Below are 15,897 nucleotides of genomic sequence, written 5' to 3'. Positions count from 1 at the left end.
CCGTGATTAACCCCGTGACTGTAAACGCATCTCACGCTCAGCTTCTGTCAGTGAAGCCAGGAAAGAGTCACGTTCAAACACACGCTGCATATAAAACTGCAGGTGTTTGGTATCAGAAGACGGACGTGCGGACAGGTCGATACCCAGTACCGGCAGACGCCATAACAGCGGTGACAGATAGCAGTCCACCAGGCTGAATTCTTCATTCATGAAATACGCATATTCTTTGAATACCGGCGATACAGCAACCAGCTCTTCAGTTAACTGTTTGCGGGCCTGATTCGCTTCCTGGGCTGAACCCTTTTCAATTTTATTCATCAGCGAGTACCAGTCCTGCTCGATGCGGTGCATCATCACACGGCTCTGCGCACGCATCACCGGATAAACAGGCATCAGTGGCGGATGCGGGAAACGCTCATCAAGGTATTCCATGATAATACGTGAATCATATAAGGTCAGCTCGCGATCCACGAGTGTCGGTACCGTCTGGTATGGGTTCAGATCGATCAGGTCTTGTGGCAGGTTGCCTGCTTCGACATGCTCAATTTCAAAACTTACCCCTTTTTCCGCCAGTACAATCCGTACCTGATGGCTGAAAATATCGGTCGGGCCGGAGAACAGAGTCATTACCGAACGTTTGTTGGCAGCGACAGCCATGAAAACCTCCAAGTTTATCAAAATAAAGGAATGAACAGCGCAATACGCCATTCCTACCTGTAATCTCTCACTGAATCCGGGAAAGAAAACCACAGCGAACCAATCCGGGCGCGCGGCAGTGTGTTCAGGGGCGAGAAAATGTTTGTGCCAGTTTACCAGATTTTGCTCAACTTAGGGTGAGTCCGGACAAAAAATCATTCAAAAACACTAAAAATGAAGTTTAATCGGGAGAGATTCGTAAAATAAATACGAAATTACAGGTTATGACGGGATAATTGACGGCAGTTATGCGGTTATAAAAAAACCCGCCGGTGGCGGGTTTTTTGTATTCCAACGAAACCAGTGATTAACGTTTGGAGAACTGTGGACGGCGACGTGCTTTGCGCAGACCCACTTTTTTACGTTCAACTTCACGTGCATCACGCGTTACGAAGCCTGCTTTACGCAGCTCAGAACGCAGAGATTCGTCGTACGCCATCAGAGCACGGGTGATACCGTGACGGATTGCGCCTGCCTGACCAGAAATACCACCACCTTTAACAGTGATGTACAGATCCAGTTTTTCTAACATTTCAACCAGTTCCAGCGGCTGGCGAACTACCATGCGTGCTGTTTCGCGGCCGAAATAGTTTTCGAGGCTGCGTTGGTTGATGACGATGTTACCACTACCCGGCTTAATAAAGACACGAGCGGATGAACTTTTGCGGCGACCAGTGCCGTAGTATTGATTTTCAGCCATTGCCTATAATCCCGATTAAATGTCCAGAACTTGCGGTTGCTGTGCCGCGTGATTGTGCTCGTTACCTGCGTAAACTTTCAGTTTACGGTACATTGCACGACCCAGAGGGCCTTTCGGCAACATGCCTTTCACAGCGATTTCAATAACGCGCTCAGGATGGCGTGCGATCATCTCTTCGAAGGTCGCTTGCTTAATACCACCAACGTAGCCAGTGTGGCGATAGTACACTTTGTCTGTACGCTTGTTGCCGGTTACAGCAACTTTTTCTGCGTTCAGAACAATGATGTAATCACCAGTGTCAACGTGAGGAGTATATTCCGCTTTGTGCTTACCGCGCAGACGGCGGGCTAATTCAGTTGCAAGACGGCCTAAAGTTTTGCCGGTTGCATCAACAACGAACCAGTCGCGTTGTACGCTTTCTGGTTTAGCTGTAAAAGTTTTCATTAAAGCTTACCCAATAAATAAGTTACATGTTGGTGAACCAATGTTCAGAAACTGAGGCTCACACGACGCTTGTCCAGTAAACCTACCCCTTCGAGCAGAATCATCTGGCGCTAGTTGCAGTCTTCTTTGGGAAATAAAGAAAACCGCTGTAACGTGGGGTCGCAAGATTATAGAGAAGTCCCTGCAAAAAATCGACCCCAAATTAAAAATAATTCCCCGAAACCCTTTTCAGGGGCGCGCATTATACCAGATGCGGCAGTTTCAGGTACTCCTCACTTTGCATTTCCTGCAACCGGGAGAGGCATCTGGCGAACTCAAAGGACAATAATTGCCCCTGATAGAGAGAATCCATCGCGTTCTGCGCCTGAATAACCAGTTTTACTTTCCGCTCATAAAACTCATCAACCAGCGCCAGAAAACGCCGTGCGGCATTCTCATTTTCCGTGGTCAGCACCGGAACATCATATAAAAGTACGGTGTGATAGATTTTTGACAGCGCGATATAGTCGAGCTGGCTGCGTGCATCCTCACACAGTGTCCGGAATGTCACCGCCAGCACACCGTCCGTTTCCCGGACGACCGCCAGCGGACGATGATTGATGGTCAGTGCCGCCTGTCCGGCTTTCTGCCCGCCGGTCAGCCGGGAGAACATGCTGTCCATTGCCGCTGACGTTTCCGCATCCGCAGGCGTCAGCCACAGATGCGCCTGTGTCAGAGTGCGCAGACGGTAATCGATCCCCGCATCCACATTCAGCACATCACAATATTTTTTAATCTGCTCAATCGCCGGCAGGAACCGGGCACGCTGCAGCCCGTTACGGTACAGATCATCCGGCGGAATGTTGGAGGTCGCCACCAGCGCGATACCACGGCGGAACAGCGCTTCCAGCAGTGTGCCGAGGATCATGGCATCGGTGATATCGGAGACGAAAAACTCATCAAAACAAAGCACATCAGTTTCCTGAGCAAAGCCGTCAGCGATACTCTCCAGCGGATTTTCATGTCCCTGAAGCGCCGTCAGCTCCTCATGCACCCGCAGCATAAAGCGGTGGAAATGTAGCCGCAGTTTACGTGGTCCGGGAAGGCTGTCATAAAACAGATCCATCAGCCAGGTTTTACCGCGCCCGACCCCGCCCCACATATAAATCCCCTGCACCGGCGGACAACTCACCGGTTCCGGCGCTTTTTTCAGCCAGCGGCTCAGGGTGCCGCGCAGCCCTTTTTCCGGTTCAGGAAGACAGGGAACGCGCATCAGGAGCGCCTGATGCATCTCAGTCAGCCGGTCAACAGTACGCCGCTGCACCTCGTCCGGCGCAAATCCGCTGCCGTTCAGTGCCTGCTGATACAACTCACGCGGTGTTGTGCTCATAAACAGTAATCCCTTAATATTAACAGAGGTTTTTATTGAGATTTTTATGATATAGCGGCAGGTATTATACCCGGAAATCCGGGATAATGCCGGAAAGCCTTACCTTCACTATTCCCCCCGGACGGCAAATCCGGTTATAGTGACAACAGATTCTAACGCGCATGATGCACATAAAGGAGTAGCCATGATTTGGGTATATGCACTCATCGGATTAGCAGTTGGTTTAATCATTGGTGCGCTGGCCGTTCGTCTGGGCAGTTCTAAGTTCAGAGAGCAGGAAGCAATGAAACGTGACCTGGAAAAGAACAAGGCCGAACTGGAAGAGTACCGCAAAGAGCTGGTCAGTCACTTTGCCCGCAGTGCAGAACTGCTGGATAATATGGCAAAAGATTACCGCCAGTTATATCAGCACATGGCGAAAAGTTCCTCAGAGCTGATGCCGGAACTGTCCGCACAGGATAATCCGTTCAGCTACCGCCTGACGGAAGCTGAGGCCGATAATGATCAGGCACCGGTAAAAATGCCGCCGCGTGATTATTCAGACGGCTCATCCGGCCTGTTCCGTCCCGTCGAAACAAAAGAAAACTAATCTGTACAAAACCGCGGAAGACCGCGGTTTTTTTTCGCCTGAATTCAGCCGCTTAATACGGTCTTACGAATCATTCCCCGCACTAATCTTCAATTCACGTAAAGCCTTGTAAAGGTTGTTTTATTTCCGTTGAATGCGGAACTTTTACACCGATATAACGTCATATGAGTATCTGCGTATGCTGCGGCTGACCTGCCGCGGGTTCTGCTTATTAATTGATGAGATACAAAACGAATGATGAATAAAAAGAAAAAAAACCTGCTCAGTGCTGTTGCCATCAGCCTCGGGTTATCCCTCGCGGCGCTGCCTGCGGTATCAAATGCAGCTTTACCGGCCAAAATGGCCACCGGTGAATCTCTGCCGAGTCTGGCTCCGATGCTGGAAAAAGTACTGCCGGCCGTGGTCAGCGTTGAAGTCTCCGGTACTGCGGTCGCCCGTCAGCAGGTGCCGGAAGAGTTTAAATTCTTCTTTGGTCCGAATATGCCGTCACAGCAGGAAAGTGTCCGCCCGTTCCAGGGACAGGGTTCCGGTGTGATTATTGATGCACAGAAAGGCTATATTCTGACCAACAACCACGTTATTCAGAATGCGGACAAAATTCAGATCCAGCTCAACGACGGCCGTAAATATGACGCGACCTTAATCGGCCGCGATCCGCAAACTGACATTGCGCTGTTACAGGTGAAAAACGCCCCGAATCTGACAGCTATCACGCTGGCGGATTCCGATAAACTGCGTGTCGGTGATTTCACCGTGGCTGTCGGTAACCCGTTTGGTCTGGGTCAGACCGCGACATCCGGGATTATATCAGCATTAGGCCGCAGCGGCCTGAATGTGGAAGGACTTGAAAACTTTATCCAGACCGATGCTTCCATCAACCGGGGGAACTCCGGTGGTGCGCTGGTCAACCTCAACGGTGAACTGATCGGTATCAACACCGCGATTCTGGCACCGGGCGGCGGCAATATCGGGATCGGCTTTGCTATCCCGAGTAATATGGCCAAAGACCTGACCTCACAACTGATTGCCACCGGCGAAGTCAAACGCGGCTCTCTCGGTATCCGTGGTACAGAAATGAACGCAGATATCGCCAAAGCGATGAGTGTGGAAGCCCAGCGCGGGGCATTTGTCAGCGAAGTGATTCCGAAATCCGCCGCCGCCAAAGCAGGGATTAAATCCGGTGACGTTCTGGTATCCGTTGACGGTAAACGCGTCAGCAGCTTTGCTGAACTGAGAGCCAAAATCGGTACCACCGCACCGGGTAAAGAAGTGAAAATCGGTCTGCTGCGCAAGGGTAAACCGCTGGAAGTCAGCGTGATCCTGGATGACAGCGAGGGCCAGACCACCAAAGCCGAAAACCTGACTACCCTGCTGCAGGGCGCGACCCTGAGCAACGGCAGCAATAAAGAGGGTAATAAAGGCGTGAATATTGATGCGGTACAGAAAGATTCTCCGGCAGCCATGTCAGGACTTCAGCCGGGCGACCTGATTATCGGTGTCAATAACCAGCGCGTAATGACCATTGTTGAACTGCGCAAAATTATCGACAGCAAGCCAAGCGTACTGGCGCTGAATATTTTACGCGGCGATGACAATATCTATCTGCTGCTGAATAATGCCGGCCGCTGATACATTTCCGCCGTAAATATAAACACCGCGCCGCGTAAAACGGCGCGGTGTTTTATTTCAGGCAGCACCTGCCTCATAAAAATCCACCGCAGAATTCAGTACCGGTTTCACCACACCGGCACGGATCAGATAATCACCAAAGTCCTCCCCCGCTGTCCGCTCCTGTGACCAGCGGCCGATAAGCTCATCAAGTACCGATAAAATCACCGCTGAACTAATATTTTCGCGATACATCCGCGGAATACGGGTGCCGGTACGGTTGCCGCCGAGATGCAGGTTATAGCGATCAGGCGCTTTGCCCACTAACCCCACTTCCGACAACATTGCACGTCCGCAGCCATTCGGGCAGCCGGTGACCCGCAGGACAATCTGCTCATTCCCCACACCGTGGGATGTCATGATTTTTTCAACCTCAGTGACAAATTCCGGCAGAAAGCGCTCTGCTTCCGCCATCGCCAGCGGACAGGTCGGGAACGACACACAGGCCATGGAATTTTCCCGCAGCGGCGTGACATTATCGCTGATAAGACCGTGTGCCCGCGCAATGGATTCAATACGGGATTTTTCCGCCTCCGGAATACCGGCGATAATCAGGTTCTGATTGGCGGTTAACCGGAAGTCCCCGCGATGGATTTTAGCGATTTCCGCCACACCGGTTTTTAACGGCTTACCCGGTAAATCGATCAGACGCCCGTTTTCAACAAACAGCGTCAGATGCCAGTGATCATCAATCCCTTTTAACCAGCCGATCTGATCACCGCGCAGGGTAAATTCATAAGGCCGGACCGGAGAAAAAGTGACACCGGCGCGCCGCTCGGTTTCCTGTCTGAACCGGTCAACGCCCACCCGTTCCAGCGTATATTTGGTTTTGGCATTTTTGCGCTCGGTCCGGTTGCCCCAGTCGCGCTGGGTCGTGACTATCGCTTCTGCCACCGCCAGCGTATCTTTCAGCGCAATAAAACCAAATTCACTGGCGAGACGGGGAAACGTCGCCGTATCACCGTGAGTCATCGCCAGACCGCCGCCCACCAGCACATTAAAACCAATCAGTTTGCCATTTTCCTCAATCGCCACAAAATTCATATCATTAGCATGCAAATCGACATCATTCAGCGGCGGGATCACCACGGAGGTTTTGAACTTACGCGGCAGATAGGTTTCGCCTAAGATCGGCTCTTCATCGGTTGCCGCCACTTTTTCTTTATCCAGCCAGATTTCGGCATACGCACGGGTACGGGGCAGCAGGTGTTCGGAAATTTTTTTCGCCCACTCATACGCTTCCCGGTGAAGACCGGACTGAACCGGATTCGAGGTGCACAGCACATTACGGTTCACATCATTGGCGGTTGCCAGTGAATCCAGCCCCGCTTCATGCAGCATCTGATGTGCCGGTTTAACATCCCCTTTCAGAATGCCGTGAAACTGAAACGTCTGCCGGTTGGTGATCCGGATACTGCCGTACAGCGTCTGCTCTGCGGCGAATTTGTCTATTTTCAGCCACTGCTCCGGTGTGATCACACCACCCGGCAGGCGGCAGCGCAGCATCATGGCATGACGCGGTTCCAGTTTCTGCTCTGAGCGTTCTGACCGGATATCACGGTCGTCCTGCTGGTACATGCCGTGAAAGCGGATCAGCAGGAAGTTATCCCCCTCAAATCCGCCGGTCAGGCCGTTGCTCAGATCCTCTTTGATGGTTCCGCGCAGATAGTTGCTGTCGCGCTTCATTCTTTCGCTGTCGCTCAGCTTACCTTCCACAATTAAAGGCCCGTTGTATTGATTGCTCATTAATAGACATCCCTCTGATAACGGCGCGCTGTGCGCAGCTCACTTAAAAACTCATCCGCCGATTCATGATCCCGGTTACCGTACCGGCCGATGATCTCCAGTAACGCATCTTCGGTATCACGGGCCATCAGACCCGCATTCCCGCAAACATAAATATGTGCCCCGTCCTCAATCCAGCGCCACACTTCCGCGCCCTGCTCCCGCAGTTTGTCCTGCACATAGGCTTTCACCGGTTTATCCCGCGACCAGGCCAGCGAGATATTGGTCAGCACACCTTCGCGGGCATAACGCTGCCATTCGGTCTGATACAAAAAATCTTCGGTAAAATGCTGATTGCCGTAAAAAAGCCAGTTTTTACCGGATGCACCGTCATTTTCCCGCTGCTGCATAAAGGCGCGGAACGGCGCAATCCCGGTTCCCGCACCAATCATAATCACAGGTACATCCGGGTCGGCGGGCAGCCGGAAGTTATCATTGTGTTCAATGAAAACCCGCACATCCCCGCCCTCCTGTATATGATCGGCGAGAAACCCGGAAGCCCCGCCGGTCCGGGCCCGGCCATCCGTGTCATAACGCACCACGCCGACCGTCAGATGGATTTCATCCTCCGCTTCCGCTTGTGATGATGAGACGGAATACAGCCTCGGGGTCAGCGGGCGGAGAATATCAGCCAGAGCCTGAGCATCCGGCCGGGAAGGTGCCTGACGCAGCATTTCCGCGACAGGTGTGGTTTGTGCGTAATGCAGCGCCGCCTGTTTATCGCTGATCAGCGCGGATAAGGCTTCATGCTGTGATAACTGCGCGTATTTGCTGACCGTCACCCCGTTATTTTGTGTGAGCTCCAGATGCCGGATCAGCGCCTCACGCAATGTGTATGTTTTGCCGGATACCGTGATTTCCGTTGCCGCATCCGCATGCAGCAGGCTGATAATCTCATCAGCCAGCGCAGGATCATTTTCAAACCAGACGCCGAGGGAATCACCCGGCTGATAACGCAGACCGGAATCCTCCATGGAAATTTCAATATGCCGTACATCTTTCAGGGAGTTACGGCCGGTAATTTTCTGATTAACAGAAAGAGAGGCCGTCAGCGGTGACGTTTTGCTGTAGCGGTTTTCTGCCGCCGTGACCGTTTGAACAACGGTTTGCGGCGGCGCTCCCGCGTCAATGCCTCTGCTTTTCAGTACCTGCGTCAGTGATTCTGTCCACGCCGCTGCCGCAGACTGATAATCCACATCCGCATCAACCCTCGGCAGAAGTGCCGTCGCGCCGGCCTTTGTCAGCTGAGCATCAAAATCAATTCCCGCCTGACAGAATTTTTCATACGACGAATCCCCCAGAGAAAAAACCGCATAGGCTGTTCCGCTGAGATCCGGCCTTTTTGCCGAATGCAGATATTTATAAAATGCCACCGCTTCTTCCGGCGGTTCACCATCACCCTGAGTTGATGTCACAATAATGACAATCTTCTCCCGGGAAAGGTGTTTATATTTATATTCTCCGGCATTAACTAAATTCACAGAGAATTTTTCACTGAGAAACCGTGTTTTTAATTCTTCACATAAACGTCGTGCATTACCGGTTTGCGAGGCAGAAATAATCGTAATAATATCGCGTTCTGTTGTGTTTACCGCAGGGGAAATAGCAGTCTGCACAGAGGTATTTCCCCGTCCCCATAAATAACCGGATAACCAGGCCAGTTGCTGAGAGGTAAAACCTGCTGTTACTGACTGTAAAGCCGCAAGCTGTTCCGCAGAAACCGGAAATACCGGCTCCGGCGACTCCTGTGTTGCCATAGTTCTGTTACTCCCGCATTGCTCATTGTGATTATTATTCCGTTATTTGCCAGGTTATCGTATTACGGTGCATTGAGAATAAGAAAATAAAGCCATAACTCATAACAAAATAATCTGACACATCATGATGATTATTCACAAACCGTATATCCACCGAATCTAAACTCAGATAAACAATGAATTACACGTAAAAAAACACCGGTTAACACCCTTCTTTTTTATTAAAACCCCGTTATTATCACCAATATTATTCATGTATAACAAAAAAGCATTTAAATATAAAAAGTAATTCTTTCCCGGAATATATTCCCTGTCACTAAATAGATAACTATTCGTGACTTTACAACGGAAGAGAACAATGTCGTTATATCAGCCTCAGAAAAAAAATAAATTAAAAGTGATTGTGTTGCTGCTGGCAGTGCTGGTCATTATCAGCGGATTTATTTACAGCCAGAAAACACCATCACCACAGACAACAACAGAAAAACCGGTAGTTATCGCCTATCAGGCAATTATCGATCCCGGCAAAATTGCGCAGGCAAATCGTGCCTATGAGACTGCCACCGGCAAGCCAATCATCTGGAAGAAATTTGACAGCGGTGCGGATGTCCTGACCGCACTCGCCGCCGGAGAAGCAGATATCGCCAATATGGGCTCCGCACCTTTTACGGTTGCAGCCAGCCGCGGACTGCCGGTGGAGGTTTTCTATATCTCCGGCATTCCGGATACAGCCGAAGCCCTGATTGTCCGCAATGACCGCAATCCGTCCGGCGGCCTGGCCGGTAAGAAAATTGCGGTGCCCTTTACATCAACCGCCCACTACAGCCTGCTTGCGACACTGGAACATCTGAATATTGATGAAAAATCCGTACAGCTGGTTAATCTGCGGCCTGCGGAAATTGTCGCGGCATGGGAAAGAGGCGATATTGATGCCGCCTATGTCTGGGAGCCGGCGCTGAGTCAGCTGAAAGCAAACGGGCAAATCCGGGTTTCCGGCCGTGATGTGCGGTCATGGGGAAAACCGACTTATGATCTGTGGGTTGCGGACAGCACCTTTGCCGCGCAGCATCCTGATGTGCTCGCACAATTTGCCGCAGTAACCGACCGTGACGTTCTGTGGTATCAGCAGAATAAAAATAATATCGCGGACTTTCCTGACATCACGGGCAAAATTGCGCACCTGACCGGTGCCCGTCCGGAAGATGTGGCCGGTGTGATGGCCGGTAATGATTATCCCGCATCGGCAGAGCAGGTTCAGATTCTGACAACAACCCTGGCGGACGATCTCCGTAATACCGCTCTGTTCTTACAGCAGCAGGGCAGTATTGATACTGTTAAGGATTCGTATGCCGGAAATATTAATACGAAAGCCGTCACCGCGGCAGCGGGGAAATAATAATGGCAGATATCGCGCTGGAAAATATCGGCCTGCATTATCACGGCCAGCCGCAAATAACGTTATCCGGTATTAATTTAACGATCCCGGATAATGGCATTACCGTTATTCTCGGTGCATCCGGCTGCGGAAAAACATCACTGCTGAATATTGTCGCCGGGTTTTTAGCGCCCTCCGGCGGGCAGATAACCCGGGGCGGAAATCCTGTTCTGCATCCTGATTCAGACAGAGCCGTGGTATTTCAGAATGACGCACTGATGCCCTGGCTGAATGTCTATGAAAATGTCGCGCTGGGACTGAAAATAAAAAAACTCGGCAAGCAGGAAGAAACCCGGATTGTCGAAGAAAACCTGCAAAAAGTCGGATTACTTCACGCTATTACCGATGATATCTGGTCACTGTCCGGCGGCATGCGTCAGCGGGTCGGTATTGCCCGCGCGCTGGCCGTAAAATCTGATTTTATCCTGATGGACGAACCTTTCGGCGCACTCGATGCCGCCAACCGGGAACAGATGCAAACCTTAATTCTGACCTTATGGCAAAAGCAGCAGAGTGCTTTTTTTATTATCACGCATGACATTGAAGAAGCGCTGTTAATGGCGACGAAGCTGATATTAATGGCGCCGTCTCCCGGGCGGATAATATCGGAAGAAGAACCCCCGTTTTATAAACAGTGGTCAGAGGGCCGGCCAATCCGGCAGATTAAATCAGACCCGGCATTTATTCATCACCGCGATTTACTGTCAGACAAAATAATGGCGTACCAGCACGGTTAATTATCAGATACGGAGTCACCTCAAATGATCACTATAAATAAGCAGACCCGCTACAGCCGTTTATTTCTCAGCATTGTCAGTTTATCCGTACTGATAGCCGGCTGGTGGCTGATCACCGCATTACAGTGGGTGAATCCGCTCTATTTACCCGCCCCGGCTCAGATAGGACAGCAGTTTCTGGCGCTGACCGAGTCCGGCTATATGAATGCCACCCTGTGGCAGCACCTGGCGGCCAGTCTTGACCGCATGCTCAAAGCACTGCTTCTGGCTGTCATCTCCGGGATACCGCTGGGTGTGCTGATGGGACTGAGTGCCCGGATACGCGGAATACTGGACCCGGTGGTTGAATTATACCGGCCGGTTCCCCCGCTCGCCTATCTGCCGCTGATTGTTATCTGGTTCGGGATCGGGGAAACCACCAAGATCCTCCTGATCTGGCTGGCAATTCTTGCCCCGGTTCTGATTTCGACGATGCAGGGCATTATGGCCGCGCCGGGAAACCGGGTCCGCGCAGTGCAGTCGCTTGGCGCGAACCGGTATCAGGTACTGAGATATGTGATTCTGCCGTCAGCACTGCCGCAGATGCTGACCGGCATCCGGATTGGTCTCGGTGTGGGCTGGTCAACCCTGGTGGCGGCTGAACTGGTTGCGGCACAACAGGGGCTGGGGTTTATGGTGCAGTCCGCGGCACAGTTTCTCAACACCGGTATTGTTATCACCGGTATCGCGGTGATTGCCGTGGTGGCACTCACTATTGAACTGGCATTACGCCATTTACAGCAGGTATTAGTGCCGTGGTACGGCAAAGAATCTTAACCGACAGAGAGGTCATGCATATGGAAATCCAACAGTTAACACCCGCTATCGGCGCACAGGTCGGAGGGATTAACCTGAATAAAACACCGGATGCCGCCACACTGGCCGCATTACAGGATGCGTTACTGGAACATCAGGTGCTGTTTTTCCGTCAGCAGTATATTGAGCCGGAAGCCCAGCGGGACTTTGCCGCCGCGCTGGGTGAGCTGCATATCCATCCGGTTTTTCCTTCCCATAAAGACGTGCGGGAACTGATTGTGCTCGACAGCCATCTTCTGGATCTGAAAGATAACGAATTGTGGCACACCGACGTGACATTTCTCGAAAAACCGGCCATGGGATGTGTGTTATCCGCTGTGCAGGTTCCCTCTTTCGGCGGCGATACCCTGTGGGCCAGCCTGATCCGTGCTTATGATGACTTATCACCGCCTTTACAGGATTTTTTATCCGGACTGACGGCAGAGCATGATATCAGCCGATCGTTTCCGGACAGCCGCTTTGCGCAGACCGGTGAAGCAAAAGACGCACTGGAAAAAGCCCGCCGTGATTTCCCGCCGATACGTCACCCGTTAGTCAGAACCCATCCGGTCACCGGAAAGAAAGGACTGTTTGTGACCGAGGGTTTTACCAGCCGTATCAGTGAATTAAGTACGGAAGAGAGTGATGCGCTGCTGTCATTTTTATTTAAGCACAGTACGCAGCCGAAATATTTTGTCCGCTGGCACTGGCAAAACGGCGATGTGGCGGTCTGGGATAACCGCTGCACCCAGCATCTCGCCAGCTTTGATTACGGCGATTTTCACCGCATTATGCACAGAGCAACCGTGATCGGTGATAAGCCGGTTTAAACGCCTGTATAACATGACGCTGCCGGCGGCCCGGCGCGTCATGGCCGGAAGTCATAAATAAACGACTGATACCACACCTGTTTATTTGTACCCCGTCATAAAATACCGCAATTACACACATATAATTCACCCGGATTATGCTATTCTGCCGGAAGTATCTGCTTCCCGTACTCACAACACCGGTTAAGGACTATGTGGTTTAAATTATTGCGCTCCGTCTTTATGGGACTTATCGTGGCTGCCCTTCTTCTGGTCAGTGTCCCGTCTATTCGTCCGCAATTTGTGACCCAATGGTTTACACATCTGTTCAATAATGATGAACCGGTCAGTTATAACAAGGCGGTACGCCGCGCCGCGCCTGCCGTGGTGAACGTTTACAGCAGCAACATGGGCAGTCTCTCCCAGCAGGGTCCCGAAATGACCTCGCTCGGCTCCGGCGTGATCATGAATGATCAGGGTTATATTCTGACGAATCAGCATGTGATTAAAAACGCCGATCAGATCCTGATCGCACTGCAATACGGCAATTACGGCCGCCTGTATGAAGGAATGCTGATTGGTGCGGATGATCTGACCGATCTGGCGGTACTGAAAATCAATACCACCGACAAACTGCCGGTGATCCCGATCAATCCGAAGCGGCAGTCACATGTGGGTGATGTGGTGCTGGCAATCGGTAACCCGTTTAATGTCGGACAGACCGTCAATCAGGGCATCATCAGCGCAATGGGCCGTGTCGGGCTGAGTCCGACCCGCCGTCAGAACTTCCTCCAGACAGACGCCTCAATTATGGCCGGTAACTCCGGCGGTGCCCTCGTCAATACTGAGGGCGAACTGGTCGGTATCAATACCATGTCTTACGACAGCAATGATCCGTCACGGATGAGTGACAGCATCGGGCTGGCGATCCCCGCAGAGCTTGCCGTGCGGATTATGAATAAGCTGATAAAAGACGGCCGTGTGATCCGGGGTTATATCGGCATCACCTCCAAAGAATTACCACCGATCCGGACCAACAACAGCGATATTAATCAGATAACCGGCCTGCGGGTCTTTCAGGTTGAACGCGGCAGCCCGGCGGATAAAGGCGGGATTCAGGTCGGGGATATCATTACCAGCGTCAATAACAAGCCAAGCACATCACCACTGGAAATGATGGATCAGGTCGCGGAGCTGAGCCCGGGCAGTGTTGTACCTGTCACGCTGCTGCGTAATGGTCAGATGCTTTCTGCCGATGTGACCATCGAAGAATTCACGCCATCTCCCGGCGGGCAGGAATAAGGTGTAAAAATAAGGTGTAAAAAAAGAGCGGATATCCGCTCTTTCTGTTTACAGCATACTGTTTATCGCTTATCGCCGTGAATTACTCTGCTGAGTGAATGCGCTCAATATCCGCACCCAGTGCACGCAGTTTCTCTTCGATATGCTCATAACCGCGGTCGATATGATAAATACGGTCAACAATCGTTGTCCCTTCCGCGATACAGCCCGCCAGCACCAGGCTTGCGGATGCACGCAGATCGGTCGCCATCACCTGAGCACCGGACAGTTTTTCCACGCCGTGACACAGCACAGAATTGCTCTCGATTTCCGCATGTGCGCCCATACGGATCAGTTCCGGAATGTGCATAAAGCGGTTTTCAAAGATAGTTTCGGTGATCATACCGGAGCCTTCCGCCACCAGATTCAGCAGACTGAACTGCGCCTGCATATCTGTCGGGAACCCCGGATGCGGTGCGGTACGGAATGTGACGGCTTTCGCACGCTGCCCTTTCATATCAAGGCTTATCCAGTCATCTCCGGTTTCAATTTCTGCTCCGGCTTCGCGCAGTTTGGCCAGCACGGCATCCAGCGTATCCGGCTTGGCGTTGCGGCACAGAATTTTACCGCGTGAAACCGCTGCGGCGATCAGGAATGTCCCGGTTTCAATACGATCCGGTACAACGGTGTGAGAACCGCCGCCGAGGCGTTCAACACCTTCAATCACCACATGGTCAGTCCCTGCACCGGTAATTTTGGCACCCAGCGCATTCAGGAATACGGCAGTATCTTCAATTTCCGGTTCACGGGCGGCGTTTTCGATAACCGTTTTGCCTTTTGCCAGTGCCGCCGCACACATAATCGTGATCGTAGCGCCCACACTGACTTTGTCCATCACGATAGTATTGCCGGTCAGACGACCGTCGACTTCCGCTTTGACATACCCCTCATCCAGGGTGATTTTTGCCCCTAACTGCTCTAATCCGGTGATATGCAAATCAACCGGACGGGCACCGATAGCACAGCCGCCCGGCAGGGAAACCTGACCGTGACCAAAGCGGGCCACCAGCGGACCCAGCGCCCAGATAGAGGCGCGCATGGTTTTGACCAGATCATAAGGTGCGCAATATTCGTTAATTTCCGAGGAATCCACACGCAGAGTGGTTCCTTTACGCTCAATTTTGGCACCCAGCCGCGTTAACAGCTTCACAGAGGTGTCGATATCCCGCAGTTCCGGCACATTGTGTAATTCAACCGGCTCTTCCGCCAGAATTGCCGCGAACAGAATAGGCAATGCCGCATTTTTTGCCCCTGAGATAGTCACTTCGCCCTGAAGAACGGAAGGACCTTTTACCCGAAATTTATCCATCTGTAGACACTCTCATTATCATTAATTGCTGCCGCGTGACTTGTCACCGCATTGTTACCCGCCGCTGTTACAGCCCGCTCAGTTTGCGATCCCGTTCCCACTGAGCCGGGGTATAGGCTTTGATTGACAACGCGTGGATACGGTTATCCGCAATATATTCCATCAGTGGCGCATACACGGCCTGCTGCTGTTTAACACGGCTCATACCGTCAAAAAGGTCACCGACAGCGATTACCTGAAAGTGGCTGCCGTCACCGGTCACAATTGCGTCAGTAAGTGCTAACTTATCCATCAGCACCTGTTTGATTTCATTCGTATCCATAATTTCTCAAATTGGTTATCAGATTGTGTGTTATAGGCACTATCGTAATCGAATATGCCCCGCTCTTAAACCATTAAAAATGCCTCCGGCTGTGCGGTCACC

15 protein-coding genes are annotated in these 15,897 nt (G+C 51.7%); 7 read left to right on the top strand and 8 right to left on the bottom strand.

What is annotated here, in order from left to right; all coding sequences use genetic code 11:
- Positions 1–6: 6 nt before the first annotated feature.
- The 4 genes from sspA to zapE all read right to left on the bottom strand — a co-directional run bounded on the left by sspA (position 7) and on the right by zapE (position 3,209).
- On the bottom strand, positions 7–657 hold the full coding sequence (gene sspA, locus AAZR23_RS10845; protein ID WP_004236347.1) for a stringent starvation protein SspA: 651 nt from the start codon (positions 655–657) through the stop codon (positions 7–9).
- Between the two features lie 346 nt (positions 658–1,003).
- The gene (rpsI, locus tag AAZR23_RS10840) at positions 1,004–1,396 is read right to left on the bottom strand and encodes a 30S ribosomal protein S9 (RefSeq protein WP_015422974.1); all 393 of its coding nucleotides are present in this window, start codon (positions 1,394–1,396) and stop codon (positions 1,004–1,006) included.
- A gap of 15 nt (positions 1,397–1,411) precedes the next feature.
- Positions 1,412–1,840, bottom strand: coding sequence for a 50S ribosomal protein L13 (rplM, locus tag AAZR23_RS10835; RefSeq protein WP_004236344.1), 429 nt, complete (start codon positions 1,838–1,840; stop codon positions 1,412–1,414).
- Between the two features lie 241 nt (positions 1,841–2,081).
- On the bottom strand, positions 2,082–3,209 hold the full coding sequence (gene zapE / locus AAZR23_RS10830; protein WP_046892987.1) for a cell division protein ZapE: 1,128 nt from the start codon (positions 3,207–3,209) through the stop codon (positions 2,082–2,084).
- Between the two features lie 184 nt (positions 3,210–3,393).
- Here zapE and zapG point away from each other — a divergent pair, with 184 nt between their 5' ends.
- Together zapG and degQ are read left to right on the top strand one after the other, a co-directional pair.
- On the top strand, positions 3,394–3,798 hold the full coding sequence (gene zapG / locus AAZR23_RS10825; RefSeq protein WP_046892988.1) for a Z-ring associated protein ZapG: 405 nt from the start codon (positions 3,394–3,396) through the stop codon (positions 3,796–3,798).
- Positions 3,799–4,032: 234 nt separating this feature from the next.
- Complete coding sequence (degQ, locus tag AAZR23_RS10820; protein WP_080947975.1) at positions 4,033–5,427, top strand: serine endoprotease DegQ; 1,395 nt, start codon at positions 4,033–4,035, stop codon at positions 5,425–5,427.
- A 57-nt stretch (positions 5,428–5,484) separates the two neighbouring features.
- Here the strand turns inward: degQ and cysI are convergent, their stop codons facing one another.
- Positions 5,485–7,212 carry an assimilatory sulfite reductase (NADPH) hemoprotein subunit gene (gene cysI / locus AAZR23_RS10815; protein WP_046892989.1) on the bottom strand — a complete coding sequence of 576 codons (1,728 nt, stop codon included), beginning with the start codon at positions 7,210–7,212 and terminating at the stop codon, positions 5,485–5,487.
- Positions 7,212–9,008, bottom strand: coding sequence for an NADPH-dependent assimilatory sulfite reductase flavoprotein subunit (cysJ, locus tag AAZR23_RS10810; RefSeq protein WP_434692536.1), 1,797 nt, complete (start codon positions 9,006–9,008; stop codon positions 7,212–7,214). The genes cysI and cysJ overlap by 1 nt, the downstream gene beginning before the upstream one ends.
- Positions 9,009–9,366: 358 nt before the next feature.
- Here cysJ and AAZR23_RS10805 point away from each other — a divergent pair, with 358 nt between their 5' ends.
- The 5 genes from AAZR23_RS10805 to degS all read left to right on the top strand — a co-directional run bounded on the left by AAZR23_RS10805 (position 9,367) and on the right by degS (position 14,125).
- Positions 9,367–10,404, top strand: a complete 1,038-nt coding sequence (locus AAZR23_RS10805) for a taurine ABC transporter substrate-binding protein (protein WP_218426666.1) — start codon at positions 9,367–9,369, stop codon at positions 10,402–10,404.
- Between the two features lie 2 nt (positions 10,405–10,406).
- Positions 10,407–11,180, top strand: coding sequence for a taurine ABC transporter ATP-binding protein (locus AAZR23_RS10800; RefSeq protein ID WP_046892992.1), 774 nt, complete (start codon positions 10,407–10,409; stop codon positions 11,178–11,180).
- A gap of 24 nt (positions 11,181–11,204) precedes the next feature.
- Entirely contained in the window at positions 11,205–11,996 is a 792-nt protein-coding gene (gene tauC, locus AAZR23_RS10795) for a taurine ABC transporter permease TauC (RefSeq protein WP_434692531.1), read from the top strand.
- A 20-nt stretch (positions 11,997–12,016) separates the two neighbouring features.
- Positions 12,017–12,844, top strand: a complete 828-nt coding sequence (tauD, locus tag AAZR23_RS10790; RefSeq protein ID WP_434692528.1) for a taurine dioxygenase — start codon at positions 12,017–12,019, stop codon at positions 12,842–12,844.
- A 192-nt stretch (positions 12,845–13,036) separates the two neighbouring features.
- Positions 13,037–14,125 (top strand): outer membrane-stress sensor serine endopeptidase DegS, encoded by a 1,089-nt coding sequence (gene degS, locus AAZR23_RS10785; protein WP_046892995.1) that lies wholly within the window; start codon positions 13,037–13,039, stop codon positions 14,123–14,125.
- A gap of 82 nt (positions 14,126–14,207) precedes the next feature.
- Here the strand turns inward: degS and murA are convergent, their stop codons facing one another.
- Together murA and ibaG are read right to left on the bottom strand one after the other, a co-directional pair.
- The gene (murA, locus tag AAZR23_RS10780; RefSeq protein ID WP_046892996.1) at positions 14,208–15,473 is read right to left on the bottom strand and encodes a UDP-N-acetylglucosamine 1-carboxyvinyltransferase; all 1,266 of its coding nucleotides are present in this window, start codon (positions 15,471–15,473) and stop codon (positions 14,208–14,210) included.
- 67 nt (positions 15,474–15,540) lie between these two features.
- A complete protein-coding gene (gene ibaG / locus AAZR23_RS10775) occupies positions 15,541–15,795 on the bottom strand; it encodes a BolA family iron metabolism protein IbaG (protein WP_004236327.1) in 255 nt (84 codons plus the stop codon).
- Positions 15,796–15,897 lie beyond the last annotated feature (102 nt).

Origin of the sequence: Morganella sp. Je.2.23 (assembly GCF_051129855.1) — a bacterium.
In the GTDB taxonomy this organism is placed as follows: domain Bacteria; phylum Pseudomonadota; class Gammaproteobacteria; order Enterobacterales; family Enterobacteriaceae; genus Morganella; species Morganella sibonii.
Note: the sequence above shows the minus strand (reverse complement) of the source record. Positions and strands in the feature narration are given on the sequence as shown.

What these genes read in the sequence shown, in the direction of transcription:
- sspA (WP_004236347.1), bottom strand. Translation starts at nt 657, where the DNA reads ATGGCTGTCGCTGCCAACAAACGTTCGGTAATGACTCTGTTCTCCGGC.
- rpsI (WP_015422974.1), bottom strand. Translation starts at nt 1,396, where the DNA reads ATGGCTGAAAATCAATACTACGGCACTGGTCGCCGCAAAAGTTCATCC.
- rplM (WP_004236344.1), bottom strand. Translation starts at nt 1,840, where the DNA reads ATGAAAACTTTTACAGCTAAACCAGAAAGCGTACAACGCGACTGGTTC.
- zapE (WP_046892987.1), bottom strand. Translation starts at nt 3,209, where the DNA reads ATGAGCACAACACCGCGTGAGTTGTATCAGCAGGCACTGAACGGCAGC.
- zapG (WP_046892988.1), top strand. Translation starts at nt 3,394, where the DNA reads ATGATTTGGGTATATGCACTCATCGGATTAGCAGTTGGTTTAATCATT.
- degQ (WP_080947975.1), top strand. Translation starts at nt 4,033, where the DNA reads ATGATGAATAAAAAGAAAAAAAACCTGCTCAGTGCTGTTGCCATCAGC.
- cysI (WP_046892989.1), bottom strand. Translation starts at nt 7,212, where the DNA reads ATGAGCAATCAATACAACGGGCCTTTAATTGTGGAAGGTAAGCTGAGC.
- cysJ (WP_434692536.1), bottom strand. Translation starts at nt 9,008, where the DNA reads ATGGCAACACAGGAGTCGCCGGAGCCGGTATTTCCGGTTTCTGCGGAA.
- AAZR23_RS10805 (WP_218426666.1), top strand. Translation starts at nt 9,367, where the DNA reads ATGTCGTTATATCAGCCTCAGAAAAAAAATAAATTAAAAGTGATTGTG.
- AAZR23_RS10800 (WP_046892992.1), top strand. Translation starts at nt 10,407, where the DNA reads ATGGCAGATATCGCGCTGGAAAATATCGGCCTGCATTATCACGGCCAG.
- tauC (WP_434692531.1), top strand. Translation starts at nt 11,205, where the DNA reads ATGATCACTATAAATAAGCAGACCCGCTACAGCCGTTTATTTCTCAGC.
- tauD (WP_434692528.1), top strand. Translation starts at nt 12,017, where the DNA reads ATGGAAATCCAACAGTTAACACCCGCTATCGGCGCACAGGTCGGAGGG.
- degS (WP_046892995.1), top strand. Translation starts at nt 13,037, where the DNA reads ATGTGGTTTAAATTATTGCGCTCCGTCTTTATGGGACTTATCGTGGCT.
- murA (WP_046892996.1), bottom strand. Translation starts at nt 15,473, where the DNA reads ATGGATAAATTTCGGGTAAAAGGTCCTTCCGTTCTTCAGGGCGAAGTG.
- ibaG (WP_004236327.1), bottom strand. Translation starts at nt 15,795, where the DNA reads ATGGATACGAATGAAATCAAACAGGTGCTGATGGATAAGTTAGCACTT.